Annotated in this window: 17 protein-coding genes; 7 read left to right on the top strand and 10 right to left on the bottom strand. The window is 71.9% G+C overall.

Features of this window, described 5'->3' with window-relative positions; all coding sequences use genetic code 11:
* Nucleotides 1–66: 66 nt before the first annotated feature.
* On the bottom strand, nucleotides 67–1,017 hold the full coding sequence (locus STRCI_RS03555; protein WP_269657342.1) for a DMT family transporter: 951 nt from the start codon (nucleotides 1,015–1,017) through the stop codon (nucleotides 67–69).
* A 21-nt stretch (nucleotides 1,018–1,038) separates the two neighbouring features.
* Here STRCI_RS03555 and pdxR point away from each other — a divergent pair, with 21 nt between their 5' ends.
* Nucleotides 1,039–2,562 carry a MocR-like pyridoxine biosynthesis transcription factor PdxR gene (gene pdxR, locus STRCI_RS03550; protein ID WP_269657341.1) on the top strand — a complete coding sequence of 508 codons (1,524 nt, stop codon included), beginning with the start codon at nucleotides 1,039–1,041 and terminating at the stop codon, nucleotides 2,560–2,562.
* 4 nt (nucleotides 2,563–2,566) lie between these two features.
* Here the strand turns inward: pdxR and STRCI_RS03545 are convergent, their stop codons facing one another.
* The 7 genes from STRCI_RS03545 to STRCI_RS03515 all read right to left on the bottom strand — a co-directional run bounded on the left by STRCI_RS03545 (nucleotide 2,567) and on the right by STRCI_RS03515 (nucleotide 8,592).
* Nucleotides 2,567–4,558 carry a trypsin-like peptidase domain-containing protein gene (locus STRCI_RS03545; RefSeq protein ID WP_269657340.1) on the bottom strand — a complete coding sequence of 664 codons (1,992 nt, stop codon included), beginning with the start codon at nucleotides 4,556–4,558 and terminating at the stop codon, nucleotides 2,567–2,569.
* Between the two features lie 91 nt (nucleotides 4,559–4,649).
* The gene (locus tag STRCI_RS03540) at nucleotides 4,650–5,033 is read right to left on the bottom strand and encodes a hypothetical protein (protein ID WP_269657339.1); all 384 of its coding nucleotides are present in this window, start codon (nucleotides 5,031–5,033) and stop codon (nucleotides 4,650–4,652) included.
* A 67-nt stretch (nucleotides 5,034–5,100) separates the two neighbouring features.
* Nucleotides 5,101–5,301 carry a hypothetical protein gene (locus STRCI_RS03535; RefSeq protein ID WP_269657338.1) on the bottom strand — a complete coding sequence of 67 codons (201 nt, stop codon included), beginning with the start codon at nucleotides 5,299–5,301 and terminating at the stop codon, nucleotides 5,101–5,103.
* 39 nt (nucleotides 5,302–5,340) lie between these two features.
* Nucleotides 5,341–5,553 (bottom strand): hypothetical protein, encoded by a 213-nt coding sequence (locus tag STRCI_RS03530; RefSeq protein WP_269657337.1) that lies wholly within the window; start codon nucleotides 5,551–5,553, stop codon nucleotides 5,341–5,343.
* Nucleotides 5,554–5,632: 79 nt separating this feature from the next.
* Nucleotides 5,633–5,824 (bottom strand): hypothetical protein, encoded by a 192-nt coding sequence (locus tag STRCI_RS03525; RefSeq protein ID WP_269657336.1) that lies wholly within the window; start codon nucleotides 5,822–5,824, stop codon nucleotides 5,633–5,635.
* A gap of 62 nt (nucleotides 5,825–5,886) precedes the next feature.
* Nucleotides 5,887–6,063, bottom strand: coding sequence for a hypothetical protein (locus tag STRCI_RS03520; protein ID WP_269657335.1), 177 nt, complete (start codon nucleotides 6,061–6,063; stop codon nucleotides 5,887–5,889).
* A 33-nt stretch (nucleotides 6,064–6,096) separates the two neighbouring features.
* Complete coding sequence (locus tag STRCI_RS03515) at nucleotides 6,097–8,592, bottom strand: cyanobactin maturation protease PatG family protein (RefSeq protein ID WP_269657334.1); 2,496 nt, start codon at nucleotides 8,590–8,592, stop codon at nucleotides 6,097–6,099.
* A gap of 278 nt (nucleotides 8,593–8,870) precedes the next feature.
* Here STRCI_RS03515 and STRCI_RS03510 point away from each other — a divergent pair, with 278 nt between their 5' ends.
* The 4 genes from STRCI_RS03510 (at nucleotide 8,871) to STRCI_RS03495 (ending at nucleotide 12,352) form a co-directional block, all read left to right on the top strand.
* Nucleotides 8,871–9,581: an AfsR/SARP family transcriptional regulator gene (locus tag STRCI_RS03510; protein ID WP_269657333.1), complete on the top strand. Its 711-nt coding sequence runs from the start codon at nucleotides 8,871–8,873 to the stop codon at nucleotides 9,579–9,581.
* A 325-nt stretch (nucleotides 9,582–9,906) separates the two neighbouring features.
* Nucleotides 9,907–10,896: a type III polyketide synthase gene (locus STRCI_RS03505; RefSeq protein WP_269657332.1), complete on the top strand. Its 990-nt coding sequence runs from the start codon at nucleotides 9,907–9,909 to the stop codon at nucleotides 10,894–10,896.
* Nucleotides 10,897–10,959: 63 nt separating this feature from the next.
* Entirely contained in the window at nucleotides 10,960–11,472 is a 513-nt protein-coding gene (locus STRCI_RS03500) for a cupin domain-containing protein (protein ID WP_269657331.1), read from the top strand.
* A 103-nt stretch (nucleotides 11,473–11,575) separates the two neighbouring features.
* On the top strand, nucleotides 11,576–12,352 hold the full coding sequence (locus STRCI_RS03495) for an isoprenyl transferase (protein ID WP_269657330.1): 777 nt from the start codon (nucleotides 11,576–11,578) through the stop codon (nucleotides 12,350–12,352).
* A 43-nt stretch (nucleotides 12,353–12,395) separates the two neighbouring features.
* Here STRCI_RS03495 and sigJ read toward each other — a convergent pair whose 3' ends face one another.
* Nucleotides 12,396–13,334 (bottom strand): RNA polymerase sigma factor SigJ, encoded by a 939-nt coding sequence (sigJ, locus tag STRCI_RS03490; protein ID WP_269657329.1) that lies wholly within the window; start codon nucleotides 13,332–13,334, stop codon nucleotides 12,396–12,398.
* 179 nt (nucleotides 13,335–13,513) lie between these two features.
* On the opposite strand from sigJ, the gene wrbA reads away from it, so the two are divergent.
* Both wrbA and STRCI_RS03480 read left to right on the top strand, forming a co-directional pair.
* On the top strand, nucleotides 13,514–14,137 hold the full coding sequence (wrbA, locus tag STRCI_RS03485) for an NAD(P)H:quinone oxidoreductase (protein ID WP_269657328.1): 624 nt from the start codon (nucleotides 13,514–13,516) through the stop codon (nucleotides 14,135–14,137).
* A 50-nt stretch (nucleotides 14,138–14,187) separates the two neighbouring features.
* Complete coding sequence (locus STRCI_RS03480) at nucleotides 14,188–14,889, top strand: MBL fold metallo-hydrolase (RefSeq protein WP_269657327.1); 702 nt, start codon at nucleotides 14,188–14,190, stop codon at nucleotides 14,887–14,889.
* Here STRCI_RS03480 and STRCI_RS03475 read toward each other — a convergent pair.
* Nucleotides 14,881–15,369: a hypothetical protein gene (locus STRCI_RS03475; protein WP_269657326.1), complete on the bottom strand. Its 489-nt coding sequence runs from the start codon at nucleotides 15,367–15,369 to the stop codon at nucleotides 14,881–14,883. The two genes, STRCI_RS03480 and STRCI_RS03475, sit on opposite strands and share 9 nt — an antisense overlap.

Here is a 15,369-nt window from a genome sequence, read left to right as displayed (position 1 = left end):
CTGAGGCCCCGGGCGCGTTCGGCCCGGGGCCTGCTGTCTTGTGGGACTACACCTTCCGTGGCGCGGCTATGTGCGCGGCCCCCATGCCCGGGTGCGTGGTGGTGCCTGGGCGACCAGGCGGGAGGACGCGGGGGCGCTCGGTGGGCGCAGGCCCACGACCAGGCCGACGATCACCACGGCGATGCCCAGCCAGACCCACGCCCCCGGTATGCCGGTGCCCGACAGCGCGCCCACCGCGGCAGCGGCGAGCGGAGCGATACCGGTGAGCAGTCCGGCCCGGCCGGCCCCCGCGGAACGCACGGTCGAGTACCACAGGACGAAGGCGACGGCCGTCACCATCAGCGCCAGGTAGGCGGCGGCCGCCCACTGGGACGCGGACACCTCCCGCACGGCCGACGGCCCTTCCAGCGTCACGCCGAGGACCGTCAGCAGCACACAGCCCAGCCAGGTCGTGTGCAGGGAGACTCCCCAGGGGCCGTGCCGCCGGAGCACCGGCACCGCGAGCAACGTGAACCCGGCCTCGCACGCCAGAGCCAGCGCCGCCCAGGCCACCCCCACGGCATCGGTCCGGCCGGTCCCCTGCACCAGGACCGCACCCACCATGACCACCGGCGCCGCCAGCAGGACCTGACGACTGGGCCCGCGCCGCTCCAGCAGGGGCCCCACCACCCCCAGCACCAGCGGTACGCACGCCACCGCGACGGCGATCACCGCGGGCTCGGCATGGGCGACGCCCCGGACCACGGCGACGTTGAACAGCACCAGACCGGTCACCGCGATCCCGGCCAGCCACAGCCACTCCCGCCCGCGCGGCCGGACCGGACGAACACCGGCGAGCCTGGCCATGACCAGCAGGATCGCGGTCGCGGCCAGGTACCGGACGGCCTGCGTGGAGAACAGCGGGGCGTCGACGAGCGCGTGCGAGACGGTGACGCTGCTGCCGACCAGCACCATGCCGATCATGCCGGGAACGAGCGGGACGACCGAAGGGGAAGGGGCGGCGGAAGGTGTGTCCATACCGTCCACCCTGGCCGCACAATGGACGCCATGGGCAGGTCCACGGAGCACCCCGTCAAGGGGTCCAAAAACCCGCACCCGGGAGCGGAGACGGCGGCCGTCGGCTCGGACTTCCTCCAGCTGGACATCGGCGAGGCACCGCCCGGCGGGCGTACCGCCTGGCTCGCCGAACGGCTGCGGTTGGCCATCGCCGACGGCCGGCTGCCCGTGGGCGCACGGCTCCCCGCCAGCCGCGTACTCGCCGACGAGCTGCGCGTCACCCGGGGCGTGGTGACCGAGGCGTACCGGCGGCTCGCCGAGTCCGGCCAGATCGCCGGGCGCGGGCGACGCGGCACCGTGGTGGTGGCGGCTCCCGCCGCCCCCGACCACCCGCCCGGCGGCGCGGCCGAGGCGGGGCCCGCGCTCTTCGGCCCGGCTCCGGGCGAGGGTGTCGTCGACGTACTGCGCGCCCTGCCCTGCCGGATCGACCTCTCGCCCGGCGTGCCCGACCTTGCCGCCTTCCCCCGCACCGCCTGGCTGCGCGCCGAGCGCGCCGTCCTCTCCGGCGTCACCCCGGCCGAATTCGGATACGGCGACCCGCGGGGCGCGCTCGCGCTGCGCCGGGCCGTCGTCGGCTGGCTGGCCCGCAACCGCGGCATCCGGGCCGACCCGGACGAGGTGGTCGTGGTCGCGGGGGTCGCGCAGGGCCTGGGCCTGCTCGGGCGGCTGCTGCGACGGGACGGGATCCGCCGTATCGCCGTAGAGGACCCCGGATCCCTCGGCGCGCGCCAGCAGTTGGAGTACGGCGGCCACACGATCGTCCCCGTGCCCGTCGACGAGGGAGGACTCGACGTCGGTGCGCTGCGTGCCAGTGGCGCGCGTGCGGTGCTGCTGACCCCGGCGCATCAATTCCCCACCGGGGTCGTGCTCGACGGGGAACGCCGTCGTGAACTGCTGAGCTGGGCCGCCGAGGGCGGGGTGGTCATCGAGGACGACTACGACGCCGAGCACCGCTACGACCGTCCGCCGGTGCCCGCCCTGCGCTCACTGCTGCCCGAGGGCGTCTGCTACGCGGGCAGCGTCTCCAAACTCCTCGCGCCCGCGCTGCGGGTGGGCTGGCTCCTCGTACCGTCGGCCCGGCGGGACGCCCTGGTGACCGCCAAACGGTATGCCGACCTCGGCAACGGCATCCTCACCCAACTGGTCCTCGCCCACCTCATGGAATCGGGCGAGCTGGAACGGCATTTGCGCCATGTACGGCAGCGCCACCGGCGGCGCCGGGACGTGATGCTGCGCGCCATCGGGACGCATCTGCCCGGTGCTCGGGTGCATGGGGCCGCCGCCGGACTGCACTTGACGGTCACCTTCGACGACCGGCGGGGCGGCCTTCCTGACACCGACCTCGCCGCGGCCGCGCTCGCCCGCGGAGTCAAGGTCCACCCCTTGTCCTGGCATCGGATCAGCCCCGGGCCGCCCGGACTTGTCCTCGGCTACGCGGCGAGTGCGGCCCATGAGATCGACGAGGGGATCGCCGTCCTCGGTGAGGCTCTGCGGTCCGGGAAGTGACCGGTCAGCGCAGGGCGCGGCCGATGGGTCCCGCCACCGTCGCGTGGCCGAGGTACTCGGCGATGTCGTGCGCCCGGTCCCTGCCGTTGACGACCTCCGGCTGGTCGAGGCTGCCCCAGCGGGGGTCGCGCAGCGGGCAGCCGATGGAGACCGCGTCCGCGGGGCACCAGGCGTTCACCCAGCTGCGGACGTTCCTCGGCCGGTGCGGCCCGCCCGCCACGAGCCCTCGGTTGACCGCGTCCATGCCCAGCGGGCTGCCCACGGTGACCAGCGCGACCCGCTCGATCCCGGACGGCAGCCGTCCCAGGAGGTCCATGCCGACGACGGTGCCCAGACTGTGGGTCACGAAGACGAGTTCGCCGCGGTCCGGCAGGGTCGCGGCCACGGTGTCCAGCACCCCGTCCCGGACGGGCGGCTCGCTCAGGTATCTCGCCACGTCCCGGAAGACGGTGTCGATGGTCCACTCGTCGAGATCCGATCGGGCGGCCACCCAGCCGAGGGCGCGGCGCAGCTTGCGGACGGCGCTGTCGAGACCTTCCTCGGCCGAGTACACGTCGTCCGGCATGCCGGCCCTGGTCGCCGCCTCCAGGAGCAACCGCTCGTACGCCTCGGCGTCGTCGGCGGGCGGGGTGCCGACGACGGACTCCTCCCTGCCGATCAACTCGGCCAACCGGTCGCCGTAGTACGGGAACCAGGTGTCGGCCGGGTTGACCGTGGGCAGGCCCGCGCGGGTGAGGCCCTGGTTGAGTCCGGCGGCCCATTCGCGGCGCAGCGCCTCGGGGTCCTTGCCCTGCTGGCTTCTGCCGTGCAGGAACACCAGATGACGTTCGCCGCCGAAGGCGCCGTCGCGGGCGCGCACGCCGGCCGCCGCGGTGCGTTCGGCCCTGCCGAGGCCGGACGGGCGGGGGGTGCCCGTGCCTGCGGCCGCTTCGTCGGACGGGTGTCCGCCGAGTCCGGACTCGGGCCCCATCTCCGCCAGTAGGGCGCGTTGCGCGGGCGTCGGCTGCAAGGACGCCAGGTGGCGCAGGACGGAGCTGACGCGTACGCCCTCGTTGGCCACCCAGGAGAGTGTGTCCTCGCCGTCGCTCTGCTGCCATGCCGTGCCGTCCTTGCGCAGTGGCCGCCCGGTCGCGTCCGTCTCCGGGACGCCCAGGTGATGGAGGGCGACCACCTCCCACTGGTCGTTGAAGACCGGGGAGCCCGAATTGCCCGGCTCGGTGTCGGTCCGGTAGTGGAGGAAGTCGTCCAGCCGCGTGACCAGTTTGTTGTCGCGCAGGGCGATTTCCTTCAGCCTGCCGCTGGGATGGCCGATGACGTTCACCAGCTCACCGAGGACGAGCTTGCCGGTGCGGACGCTGAGCCGGTTCCAACCGAAGATCTCGCCGGGCGGGAGGCTGTTGGCGGCCGGGGCGAGCGCCACGAGGGCGAAGTCCAACGGTTCGTGGGCCAGGAAGAGTTCGGCGGGGGTGAACTCCACCCGGGCGATGTCGTCGGGGGAGTTGTCGATGCCGATCTGCGCCTCGAACTCCGCGAAGCAGGTCGCGGCGAAGTCGGCGTCCGACAGCACGTGATGATTGGTCATCAGGAGCCGCGGGGACACGAGGAAGCCTGTTCCGAGGGGCAGTTCGCGTCCTTCGCGGCGCAGGCTGATACGGGCGACCGTGCGGGCCGCGCGGGCGCCCCGGGACAGGAAGTTCGCCGCCTGGAGGTCGTTGGACAGGCCGATGATCCGTTCGTGGGCCTGTGGGAGGTCCAGTGGTTCGGCGTGGATCCGGTCGACGACGGCCGTGGCGGGCACGCCGCCCCGGCTGAGGATCCGCTCGGCCCGTGCGGCCAGCGCCTGCTGGGTGTCGGGGAACGGCACGCCCTGCGCCGTCCGCGCCTCGACCCGCTCCCGCGCCTCTGCCGACTCCCGGTAACGCCGGGCCGCGTCGGCTACTTGGCGGCGCCGTTCCTCGTGGGACTTCTCGACTGCCGGCATGTCGACGGTGGGCATGGATTCCCTCCTCCGGAGGCTTGCGGGAGCACGGCGGCGGCACGAGGCCGGGGATACGGCGCCGTGCCTGCCGCCTGGATCTGTCGGCCGCCTAGACGATGCCGGCCCACACGCAGGTGCCGGCGGACGGGCAGCTCCAGCCGCGTCCGTCGCGACCGGCGGGCGGCCCGGGGTCGCCCGGAACGTGACCGGTCCGGGACTGCGGGCCGGGCTGCTCCACGTACTGCCCTATGGTTCCCGGTGGTTCGCCGACGGGTTCGTACGTCCCCACCACCTCCAGATGGGGCTGATAGAAGTCCCACCGTCGCTCGATGGTCGTGCCCAGGACGGGCAGGTCGAGACGTACGCCCGCCACGCCCGCGGCGGTGACCTCGGCCGTGTCACGGCCGCGCGGGGGGCGGCTGCCGCCCCGGGCGGCGCGTGCGGATGCCGCGCGTCGCTTCGCGGGCTTCTTCCGGTTCGGCTCTGCGTTCATCCTGATGTCCTTTCAGCCGCGGTACCGGCGGCGGGCCGCGAGGCGGCCGCGCCGCCGGGCACGGAACTCAGTCGAACAGGGAGCCGATCGCCGAACCGGCCAGGCCCAGCAGGGGCAGGATGGGCAGGTTGGGCTCGACGCCGTCGGTGTCGTCCCGCTGTCCGCGGTTGCCTGCGGAGGTCCGGTCCACAGCGGGCGTCTGGAAAGGCGTCCGGAGCGCGGTGACCGGCCCGGGGCCGGGGCGCTGTGGTGTGAACTCGTTGTTCATGGCGCTGTCCTCTCGGTGTGTCCTGCCGGACGGTCCGGGCTAGAGCACGGCGTCCAGGGCACCCCGAGCGGCCTTGCCGATGGAGTGCCACGGGATGTCGGACCAGCCCCAATCGGCCGTGACGCCGTCCGTGTCACCGCCGCGGCCGGCGGAGCCCGCCGGGGTGCGGTCGACGGCGGGCGTCTGGAAAGGCGTGCGCAGGGGGGCGGCCGTCGAGGCGGGGTCCCCTCGCCACCTGTCGATCTCGGTCATGTCGCTGTCCTTTCGGATCCGGATGCGGCCCGGGCGCCCGGCCCCGCTCACTGACGAGACCGGGGCCCGCCGCAGGGCTTCAGAGCAGGACGTTCGCCACCGTCTTCAGGAGGCCGCCGAAGTCGAAGTCGGCCGTGACACCGTCCGCGTCGCCGACGTCGGCGCCCCTGGCGACGGTGGGGGTGCGGTCGATCGCGGGCGTCTGGAAGGGCGCCCGGAGTGCCGCGGGCCGGGCAGGCCTCTCCTCGTGGGTGAACGTGGTGTCGTTCATCGTTGTCTCCTTTCACCTGTGGGGTGGGCCGACGGCAGACAGCCGCCGGACGTCTCTCGGCACTAGCCCTGCAGCACCCGGCACATGTCACGGCCGGAGCCGGTCAGATTGCCGCAGGCCGACCTGGCCGCCTCCACGCCCCGGTCCGCGGTCCGGCCATCCGCCTTCCACGGGTCGCGGTGCACCGCGGGGGTCTGAAGGGGGGCGTTGAGCTGTGGGCGCGTCGCTGTCTCGTACATGAGGTCTCCCTGGGGCGATGTGTCGTACGGGGGTCAGAAGCCGCCGATGAAGTGGTGGGGCGGCGCGAGGCTGACCGGGAGTTCGTCGCTCACGTCGTAGGTGAACAGGATGGAGCGCTTCGCCCTGCGGTCGTTCTCCGGGTCGAAGAAGGTCATGACGACGTCCTGACAGTCGGAACCAGGGCGGCAGAACGGGCTCTTGGTGGCCCGTATGGAGTCCAGGGCGTAGGGGCGGTCCGGCTCACTCTTGTTGGTGCCCCGGCCCGGGACGTCCTGGGCCGCCATCGCCGCCACGATCTCCTTGCCGACTTCGAAGGCATTGGTGCCGGCGAAGTTCATCGCCCGGTCGGCGGAGCTCTGCCCGAGGTTGCGGTACTGCCAGTAGATCTTGTCCAGGAAGTTGCGGATCGTCATGACGAGATGGGCCTCCGCCTGGTCGATCGAGTCCATGTGGCGCAGGGCGTCCACCACGCTCCGGACGAAGGCGTGCTCGTTCCAGGTGTAGAGACCGCGGCTCTTCACCTCGACGACCGGGACGACCTGGCCCGAGAACAGGCGGACCGTACGGTCGGTCAGCACACCTGGGACGGACACCCGTGAGACGTACGCCGGGTCCTCCTGCTTCAGGATCTGGCCCACGATGGCGTCCCGGAGCGTCCGGTAGACGGTGGAGACCGGGGGGTACGACAGGGTGTCGACGATCTCCGCCAGCTGCGCGGTGTTGTCGTTCACGGCCGCCGTGGCGTTGACCCGGACCGCGTCCGCCGTGGCGGCACGGTCAGTGATGATCGGCCGGGTCCAGTCCATCCCCACCGGGCTCTCCGCCTCCAGGGCGTAGATCGGCGTGGCGTCCATGTTCAGGGTCCAGGTGAGCTTGTCGCAGGCCCACGGGTTCTTCGCCAGATAGGCGTGCACCTGCCTGGGGTCGTAGACGTTCGGCTGGACTTCTTGCTCGGGGGTCTCGCCAGTGGCCGGCCTGAATTCCACCGGCATCTGTTGCCGGAAGCTGTCCCGGCGGGCCTCGGTCCGGTAGTCGAAGCCGATTGTGCCGATCGCGAAGATGAGCTGGCGCGCCTCGCCGTTCGCGACTGCGCCCATGTTCGCCGTCGTGCCGCCGCCGGAACGTCCTCCGCAGGTGCCGCCGCAGTCCGGGCAGGACGGGCGGACGCCTTGCTCCGCCGGGGCGGGCGGGGCGGGCTGTGCGGTGAGGGAGTCGGCCTGGGCGGTCGGCTGAACTCCGGCCTGTGGCACGGGCTGCTGGAAGGCCGGCGGCGCGACCTGCTGGGGCGCCTGCGCAGCCGTCGCGGGCCAGGAGGGCGGCGCCGGGCTCGGGGCCTGCACCTGCGGTGGTGCCACGGGCTGGGTGGGCGCCGGGGTCTGGGCGGCGGTCGGGGCCGTCTGGGGGAGGGGCGGGAGAGCCGGGGCCTGCGGTGGGGTGGCAGGCGCTGTGTCCGGTGCGGCGGGCGGCGGGGCCGCGGCCGCGGACAGACCCTCGGCCGACTCCCCGGTGTGCGCGTGTACGGCGTTCGTGTCCATGACGATGGCTCTTCCTTTCGGTTCGGCGTGCGTCGGCGGGGGTGAGGAGGGGCCGCCGATGGTGATCACCGGCTCGCCCCGCACTCCGTCGGGGACGACCGAGCCTCCCTCCCTGATCAGGTCGAAGGCCCGCGCGGCGGTGAGATGGCCACCGAGGAGGCGTCGGCATCGCGGTGCGTCGTCCGGGGCACACGGTGGGCGGCTCGCGGAGGCGAGGATCGCCCGGCCCGCGGCGAGCGGGTCCGGTTCACGGCCCTCGGCGATCTGCTGGGCGACGAGCAGTGCCGCGACCCCGGTGACCGCCGGAGTGGCGAAACTGCTGCCGGTCAGGGACGCGAGTCCGCCACCGGGGGCGGCGCCCTCGATGCCCCGGCCGGGGGCGAGGACGCCGTTCGACCGGTAGGCGGGGCCCCAGTTGTTGATGTCCAGGGGCGCGCCGGTGGCATCCGTCGCCCCCACGGCGAGCACAGAAGGCGTGGCGGCCGGAGCCTGGAGGCAGTCGCAGCCGTCGTTGCCGACCGCCGCGACCACGAGCACTCCGTTCTCCGCGCACCGTCGCAGCGCCCGCTCCAGCATGGCCTCGGCCCTGCCGTCCGCACTGCGCTCGCCGCCGCTGATGTTGATCACATGGGCACCCGCCTCCACGGCCTGCTCCACCGCGCGGGCGAGGTCGAGCTGTGGCACACGAGCCACGCCTCCGTCCGGGGACTCACGGAACACGGGCACGACGAGGCCCTGGCACCGCGGCACAAGTCCCGCCACCGGGGACCCGGGCTGTCCGAACAGAAGGCTCGCCACATGCGTGCCGTGCAGGGACATCAGCCCGGCACCGGCGGCATCCGCCACCAGCGTGGGCAGGCGCGCGAGATCCGCTCCCGCGAAACACGGATGCGCGAAGTCGACGGGGCCGTCGAGCACGGCGACCCGGACCGCGGGAGTGCCCAGAAGCCCGGCTTCCCCGGGGACCGCGCGCAGTACCGACCGGACGTCCATCCGCTCCTCCGTTCCCGGACCCTGTGGTCCTTTCGGCTTCCAGACTGGTTTCCCACAAAGATGTTCCGCAGATATTCGGAGAAATATGGAACATTTATTGATGAGGCATTGAAGATGCGTTCGTGGAGCGTTCTGAATGCGTTCTCGGTGTGTCGCGAAATTATTTTCGGCGTGCCGGAAAGAAGATTCCAAAAACGCCCATCAGGGCGTGCGTGCCTGGTCCGACGGGGTCACAGCGGTTGCAGCCGAAAAACGCGTCGAGCACAGTGTTAGCTGTGATGAACGCAGTACGTCTCGAAATCCTGGGGCCATTTGAATTAATCCGGGCCGGGCGTTCGGTCGCCGTCCCGGTGGGGGCTCAGCGGCTGCTCGCCCTGCTTGCGGTGCGCAGTGAAGGGATTCACCGGCGGGCCGCCGCCGAGCAGCTCTGGCCGGAGTGCCCGCCGTGTCGGGCGGCCGCCAACCTCCGGTCGGCCCTGTGTCAGAGCCGGAAGCTCGGGCCGCGGACCGTCGTGGTCTGCGACGGCCACCGGCTCGCGTTGTCGCCGTCTGTCTCCGTGGACCACGGGGAGGTCTGCGCCGCTGCCCGGCAGCTCCTGGAGGGCGGGGTGCGCACCGCGCCGAGCGACCTCGACCGGCTGGTCGAGGATCTCGGCCGGCCGCTGCTCCCGGGGTGGGACGACGAGTGGCTGATGATCGAACGTGAACGCTGGGACCAGATGCGGCTGTACGCCCTGGAAGGGCTGGCGCAGCACTTTCTCGCCCTGGACCGGTACCTGGCGGCGCATCAGGCCGCCCTCGCTGCGACCGTCGTCGATCCCTTCCGGGAGACCGCCCACCGGATCGCCATCGAGGTCCACGCGGCGGAGGGCAATGTTGCCTGCGCGGTCAAGCACTATCTGGAGTACCGCAGACTCCTCCAGCAGGAGCTGCGGGTCTCGCCTTCCCCGCGGATGACGGAACTGATCCGGGAGCTGACCACGGCGTAGTCCGCACCGGCAACGCCCTTTGTTGCACGGGTTGTTGGGCGAAGACGTCGGCGTCTCTCCCGTATCACGATTTCCGCACGCCTTCCCTGCCCGAAAACAGCCCCTGGCCGGCTGTCTGGTCCGAGCAGCTGAAGTCCCCTTCGCCTGAAGGACAGGCTCAACCCGCCGTCAGCGTGCTGTGGCTGACGGGCCGTTCCACATCCCGCCTCCTCCCGTAGCAACCGGGAGTTCGGGCTGCCCGCCTGCCTCCCGGCGGGTCGATCTGCCTTCAGCGCGACGCTCCACTGCCCTAGCTGTCGAGACTCTGAGGAAGTGGATCCCAGATATGCCGAGGCTCTGCATGCCGGCGATGAATGCTCCCGAACATGTCACCACCCTCGAAGAGACCCTGGAGTTCGCCGCCCAGGCGCATGCCGGCAAGCCGCAACTCGCCCTGGCGCTCCGGCTGATCCGGAACACCGGTGTCAAGAAGCGGCACATCGTCCAGCCCATCGAGAAGACGCTCCATCACCCGGGCTTCGAGGCGCGCAACCGCACCTACGAGACCGAGTCCAAGAAGCGCACCCCCCGGGTCATCCAAGAGGCCCTGGCCAACGCCGAGTTGAGGGCCCGGGACATCGACGCGATCATCTATGTGTCGTGCACCGGGTTCCTGATGCCGTCGCTGACGGCGTGGCTCATCAACACCCTGGGCTTCCGCTCCGAGACCCGGCAGATCCCCATCGCCCAACTCGGCTGCGCGGCAGGCGGAGCGGCGATCAACCGCGGCCACGACTTCTGCACCGCCCACCCCGGCAGCAACGTCCTGATCGTCTCCTGCGAAGTGTGCTCGCTGTGCTACCAGCCCGACGCGGACGACATCGGCTCGCTGCTCTCGGACGGCCTGTTCGGCGACGCTTTCGCCGCCGCCGTCCGCGGTGAGGGCGGCGTCGGCATCGACCTGGAGCGCAACGCCTCCTACCTCATCCCGGGCACCGAGGACTGGATCTCCTACGCGGTCAAGGACACCGGCTTCCACTTCCAGCTCGACCGCCGGGTCCCCGGCACCATGGAGCCGCTCGCCCCGGTCCTGCGCGTACTGGCCAAGGACCATAGCTGGGACGCGGGCAAGCTCGACTTCTACATCATCCACGCGGGCGGTCCGCGCATCCTCGACGACCTCGCGAAGTACCTGGAGGTCGACCGCAGGCTGTTCGACGAGGAGACCCCGGCCCCCGGCGCGTCCGGCATGATCGCGGGGTTCGGCCCCGGCATCACCGCCGAGATGGCCCTCGCTACCTGGGCGGCCGACGGTGCCCCGCGGACGTTCGCCTGAACCTCGGAACGCCTGCACGCCTGAGCGCGTGAACCCCCGCGCGACCCCACAGGAAGCGGAGTTATGACCGACCTCATGGTCCCGGCCGGCGCCTGGCGCAAGCTGGTCACCCCGGCGCAGTCGGTGACCTTCAGGGCCACCAAGGAGATGGGCTCCTCCGTCTCGGTCTTCGAGGTGATCGTGCCGCCCGGATTCGATGTCGGAGCCCATGTCCATCAGCACTCCCAGGAGTTCTTCTATGTCCTGGACGGCGAGCTGGACCTCCTGTGCTTCGAGCCGGTCAAGCGCACCGGCGACACCTGGCACCACTGGGAGTCCGCCAAGGGCGACCGGGTCGTCCGTGCCGCCGCGGGCAGCTGCATGTTCGTCCCGCCCGGCACCCCGCACGCGTTCCGCAACGCCACCGACAAGCCGGTGAAGATGCTCTTCGAGAGCTTCCCCTCACCCGCGTGGAACGCCATATCGCGGGCCTCGTCGAACACGGTCGCAAAGCCATCGCCGACGCGCCCCGTCGACCAGGTCTGGCGCACGGAACTGGCCGACGTGGCCGAGCGGGTCGCGTACCGCACCGCCTGAGAGGCCGTGCGCGGCGGCCCGAACAGGGCCGATGGCTGAAGCTCCGTCCCGGGAGATACGGTGGCCCCCACTAGCGGTCGGTGGGGACGAAGGGACAGGGCACGTGGCCTATAGGGCGCTTCGCGCGGCATTGGAGGCCGTGTACGTCAAGCGACTGGCGCGCAAGCTGGACGGCAAGCCACGCCCACGGCACGTCGCCATCATGCTCGACGGCAACCGCCGTTGGGCCCGCGGTGCCGGACACGACGACGTACGCGAGGGCTACCGGGTCGGCGGTGCGAAGGTCGGCGACTTCCTGCGCTGGTGCGACGCCGCGGACATCGAGCACGTCACGCTGTGGATGCTCTCCGACGACAACCTCCACCGGCCCCCGGCCGAACTCGGCCCGCTGCTCGAAATCATCGAGGAGACCGTGGCCAGTATCTGCGCGGCCGACGAGGACTGGCGGATCGAGGTCATCGGCGCCCTCGACCTGCTGCCGGGCGAGACCTCGCGCTCGCTGAAGGACGCCGTGGCGCCCACCACCGGCCGCAACGGGCTCAAGGTCGACGTGGCGGTCGGCTACGGCGGTCGGCGCGAGATCATCGACGCGGTGCGGTCCGCCTTCGACAAGCACATCTCCTCCGGCGGCGACCCCCGCGAGCTGGCCGAGAACTTCGACCTCCAGCACATCTCCGACAACCTCTACTCCCCGGCGGGCCCCGACACCGACTTCATCATCCGCACCTCCGGCGAGCAGCGCCTGTCCGGTTTCCTGCTCTGGCAGTCCGCGTACGCGGAGGTGCACTTCGTGGAAGTCCTGTGGCCCGCCTTCCGGCAGATAGACCTCCTGCGCGCACTGCGTTCCTACGCGGTCCGGGACCGGCGTTACGGCAGGTGACAGCGGCGGTCCGGAAGTCCTGACGGTCAGCCCGCAGTTACGGTCAACCTTCCCTCCACAGCCGGAGCTTGTCGGGGTTGAGCACCGACCAGATCTGCTGGATCCGCTCGCCCGTCACCTCGAACGCCAGCACCGAGACGGGCACCCCGTCCACCTGCGCGACCAGACCGGGCTGACCGTTGACCGTGGTCTCCAGCAGCTCCAGGTCGGGCACCACGTCCATCCGCCCGGCGAAGAAGCGGGCGATCTCCTCGGCGCCCTCGATCGGACGGAGCACGGCCCGCACCAGACCGCCACCGTCGCCGGTCGCCGTGGCGCCGGGCGCCAGCAGCCCGATCAGGGCGTCGATGTCCTTCGCCGCCCAGGCCCGCTTGAACGCCCGCACGGTGTCGGCGCGCCCGGCCGCGGGAACCGCGGCGGGCTGCGCGGCGCGGATCCGGCGGCGGGCCGACGAGGCGAGCTGCCGACAGGCGGGCTCACTGCGGCCGACGATCGAGGCCACCTCGGCGAACGAGTACCGGAAGACGTCGTGCAGGATGAACGCGACCCGCTCGGCGGGCGTCATCAGCTCCAGTACGACGAGGAAGGCCATGTTGATCGACTCGTCGAGGGTGACCCGGTCGGCCGGGTCGATCGCGGTGCCGCCGCCCCACCGCCCGCTGACCCAGTCCGTGCTCGCGGGCAGCGGCTCCGGCACCCACTCGCCCACATAGCGTTCCCGCCTGGCCCGCGCCGAGCCGAGCTGGTCGAGACAGATCCGGCTGGCCACGGTGGTCAGCCAGGCGCCGGGCGACTCGATCGCCTCCCGCTGCGCCGCGGACATGGCGTACCAGCGGGTGTAGGTCTCCTGGACGACGTCCTCGGCCTCGGTCAGTGAGCCGAGCAGCCGGTAGGTGAGGCCGAGCAGCTGCTGCCGCTCGTTCATGATCGCGCTCAGGCCCGGATCGGGCCGGCTGTGCTCGGCCCCGGATGCGTAGGTCATGGTGTCGCCGACTCCCTCGGTCGTCTCGTCCCCCGTCAAGTCCGACGAGACATCGGCTGCATCTGTGAGGCGGACGCCCGTGGCCCCGCATTCTGCGCGGTCGGCCTCACATTTCGCGGGGCTGCGTCGTCGTACCTGATGAACGGAAACACTAGCCAGGTGACGAAGGAAGGGAACCGATGTCGGATTCCGTCAATGTCTCGATCATCTACTACAGCGCCACGGGCACCGTGCACGCTCTGGCGCAGGCGGCGGTCGAGGGTGCGGAGAAGGCCGGTGCTCAGGTACGACTGCGCAAGGTCCCGGAGACGACTCCGCAGGAGGTGATCAACCTCCGGCAGGAGTGGGTCCAGCACCTCGCGGACACCGCCGATGTCGAACTCGCGAGCCATGACGACCTGGAGTGGGCCGACGTGGTGCTGTTCGGCACCCCTACCCGCTTCGGCAACCCGGCCAGCCAGCTACGGGTGTTCATGGAGAGCACCGGGCCACTGTGGTTCCAGGGCAAGCTCGCGGGCAAGGTGTACTCGGCCTTCACCGCCTCCAACACCGCCCACGGCGGCCAGGAGTCCACCCTGCTGGCGTTGGGCAACACCTTCTACCACTGGGGCGGCATCATCGTCCCGCCCGGCTACACCGACCCCATCCAGCTCATCCAGTTCCAGTCCGGCAACCCCTACGGCAGCTCCCATGTGGCCGGCGCCGGCGCCCCCGGCGAGGTTCAGCTCCAGGCGGCCCGCCACCAGGCGCGCCGGACCGTCGAGATCGCGGGCGCCCTCAAGGCGGGCCGTGCCGCGGCCTGAGCCGGGGCGACGGCGGCGCCACGCCCGCTGACCCCTGACAGACTGCGGGCATGCCGACTCCGTTGCGCCAGCTGTCCGGCCGGGTCTGGATCCACGCAGGGGATCCGGACCCGGACGCCGTCATGCCCTGCGTCGCGGTGGTCGCCGACGACGCGGGCAGCACGGTGATCGACGCCGGCCAGAGCCCCGGCCACGCCCGGCTCGTGCAGTCGGCCATGGCCGGGGCCGGTCTGCCCGCTGCCCGTCGCCTGGTGTACACGCACCACCACTGGGACCACACCTGGGGCGCCTGCGCCTGGGAGGTGGAGGAGATCGTCGGCCATCGGGCGGGCGCCGAACTCCTGGCGGCCGAGTCCCGCCGCCCCTGGAGCCATGAGTACCTGCAAGGGGAGATGGCCGCCGACCCCCGCCTCGGCCCGAGCTTCCGGGCCCGGGCACGGGCCATGACGACCTGGGACGACTTCGCGGTACGTCCGCCCACCCGCACCTTCACCGACGGGCTCACGCTCCCCGGCGGCATCGAGGTCCGGCACGTGGGCGGTGGCCACGCGCCGGACTCCACGGTCGTCGCGGTCCCCGACTCCGGGGTACTGCTGCTCGGTGACTGCTTCTACCCGCCGCCCTTCCATCTGCGCGAGCCCGGCCCCGCCGGTGAGGAGATCGATCTGCCGCTGATCACCGCGCTGGTGGCCGAGGGCTTCGACTGGTACGTCGACAGCCACAGCCCGCCCTGGCGCCCGCCGTCACCGTGAGGTGAGCGCCCGCCAGGCGGCGGGATCGCCGGGCCCCGAGGGCGGGCGGCAGCGCAGGGCGGCCGTGCCCGAGTCGAGGTCCAACAGCCAGGCGCCCTCCGCTTCTTCGCCGGGGCGCGGCGCCTCCTCCAGGGCCACGCTGCCACCCGGTGCGCACAGGTCGCGGTCCGCCGACGGCTGCCAGGCGAAGCGCCGTACGTCCGGCTCGGCCGACCAGAGCGGACGGGCCGCCGCCCAGAAGTCCGTCAGCGGTGTCGGCGGCGCCGCCCACAAGGCGTCCCGGTTACCGATGTCCCGCCACAGCCAGTACACGCACAGCCGGGTGTCGTCGCCGGCCCGGGCCAGGACCTGGAAGCGCAGCAGACCGTCGGCGACGAGGGTCTCGCCGAGCCGCAGGTTCAGCTCGGCGAGTCGATCGCCCGCTCCCGGTAGCGCGGTCTGGAAGCCCAGGATTGCGCAAGCGCGTAAGTCGGCAGCCAT

Source organism: Streptomyces cinnabarinus, from assembly GCF_027270315.1.
GTDB classification, from domain to species: domain Bacteria; phylum Actinomycetota; class Actinomycetes; order Streptomycetales; family Streptomycetaceae; genus Streptomyces; species Streptomyces cinnabarinus.
The sequence above is the reverse complement of the archived record's forward strand: the minus strand, read 5'-3'. Positions and strand labels throughout refer to the sequence as shown.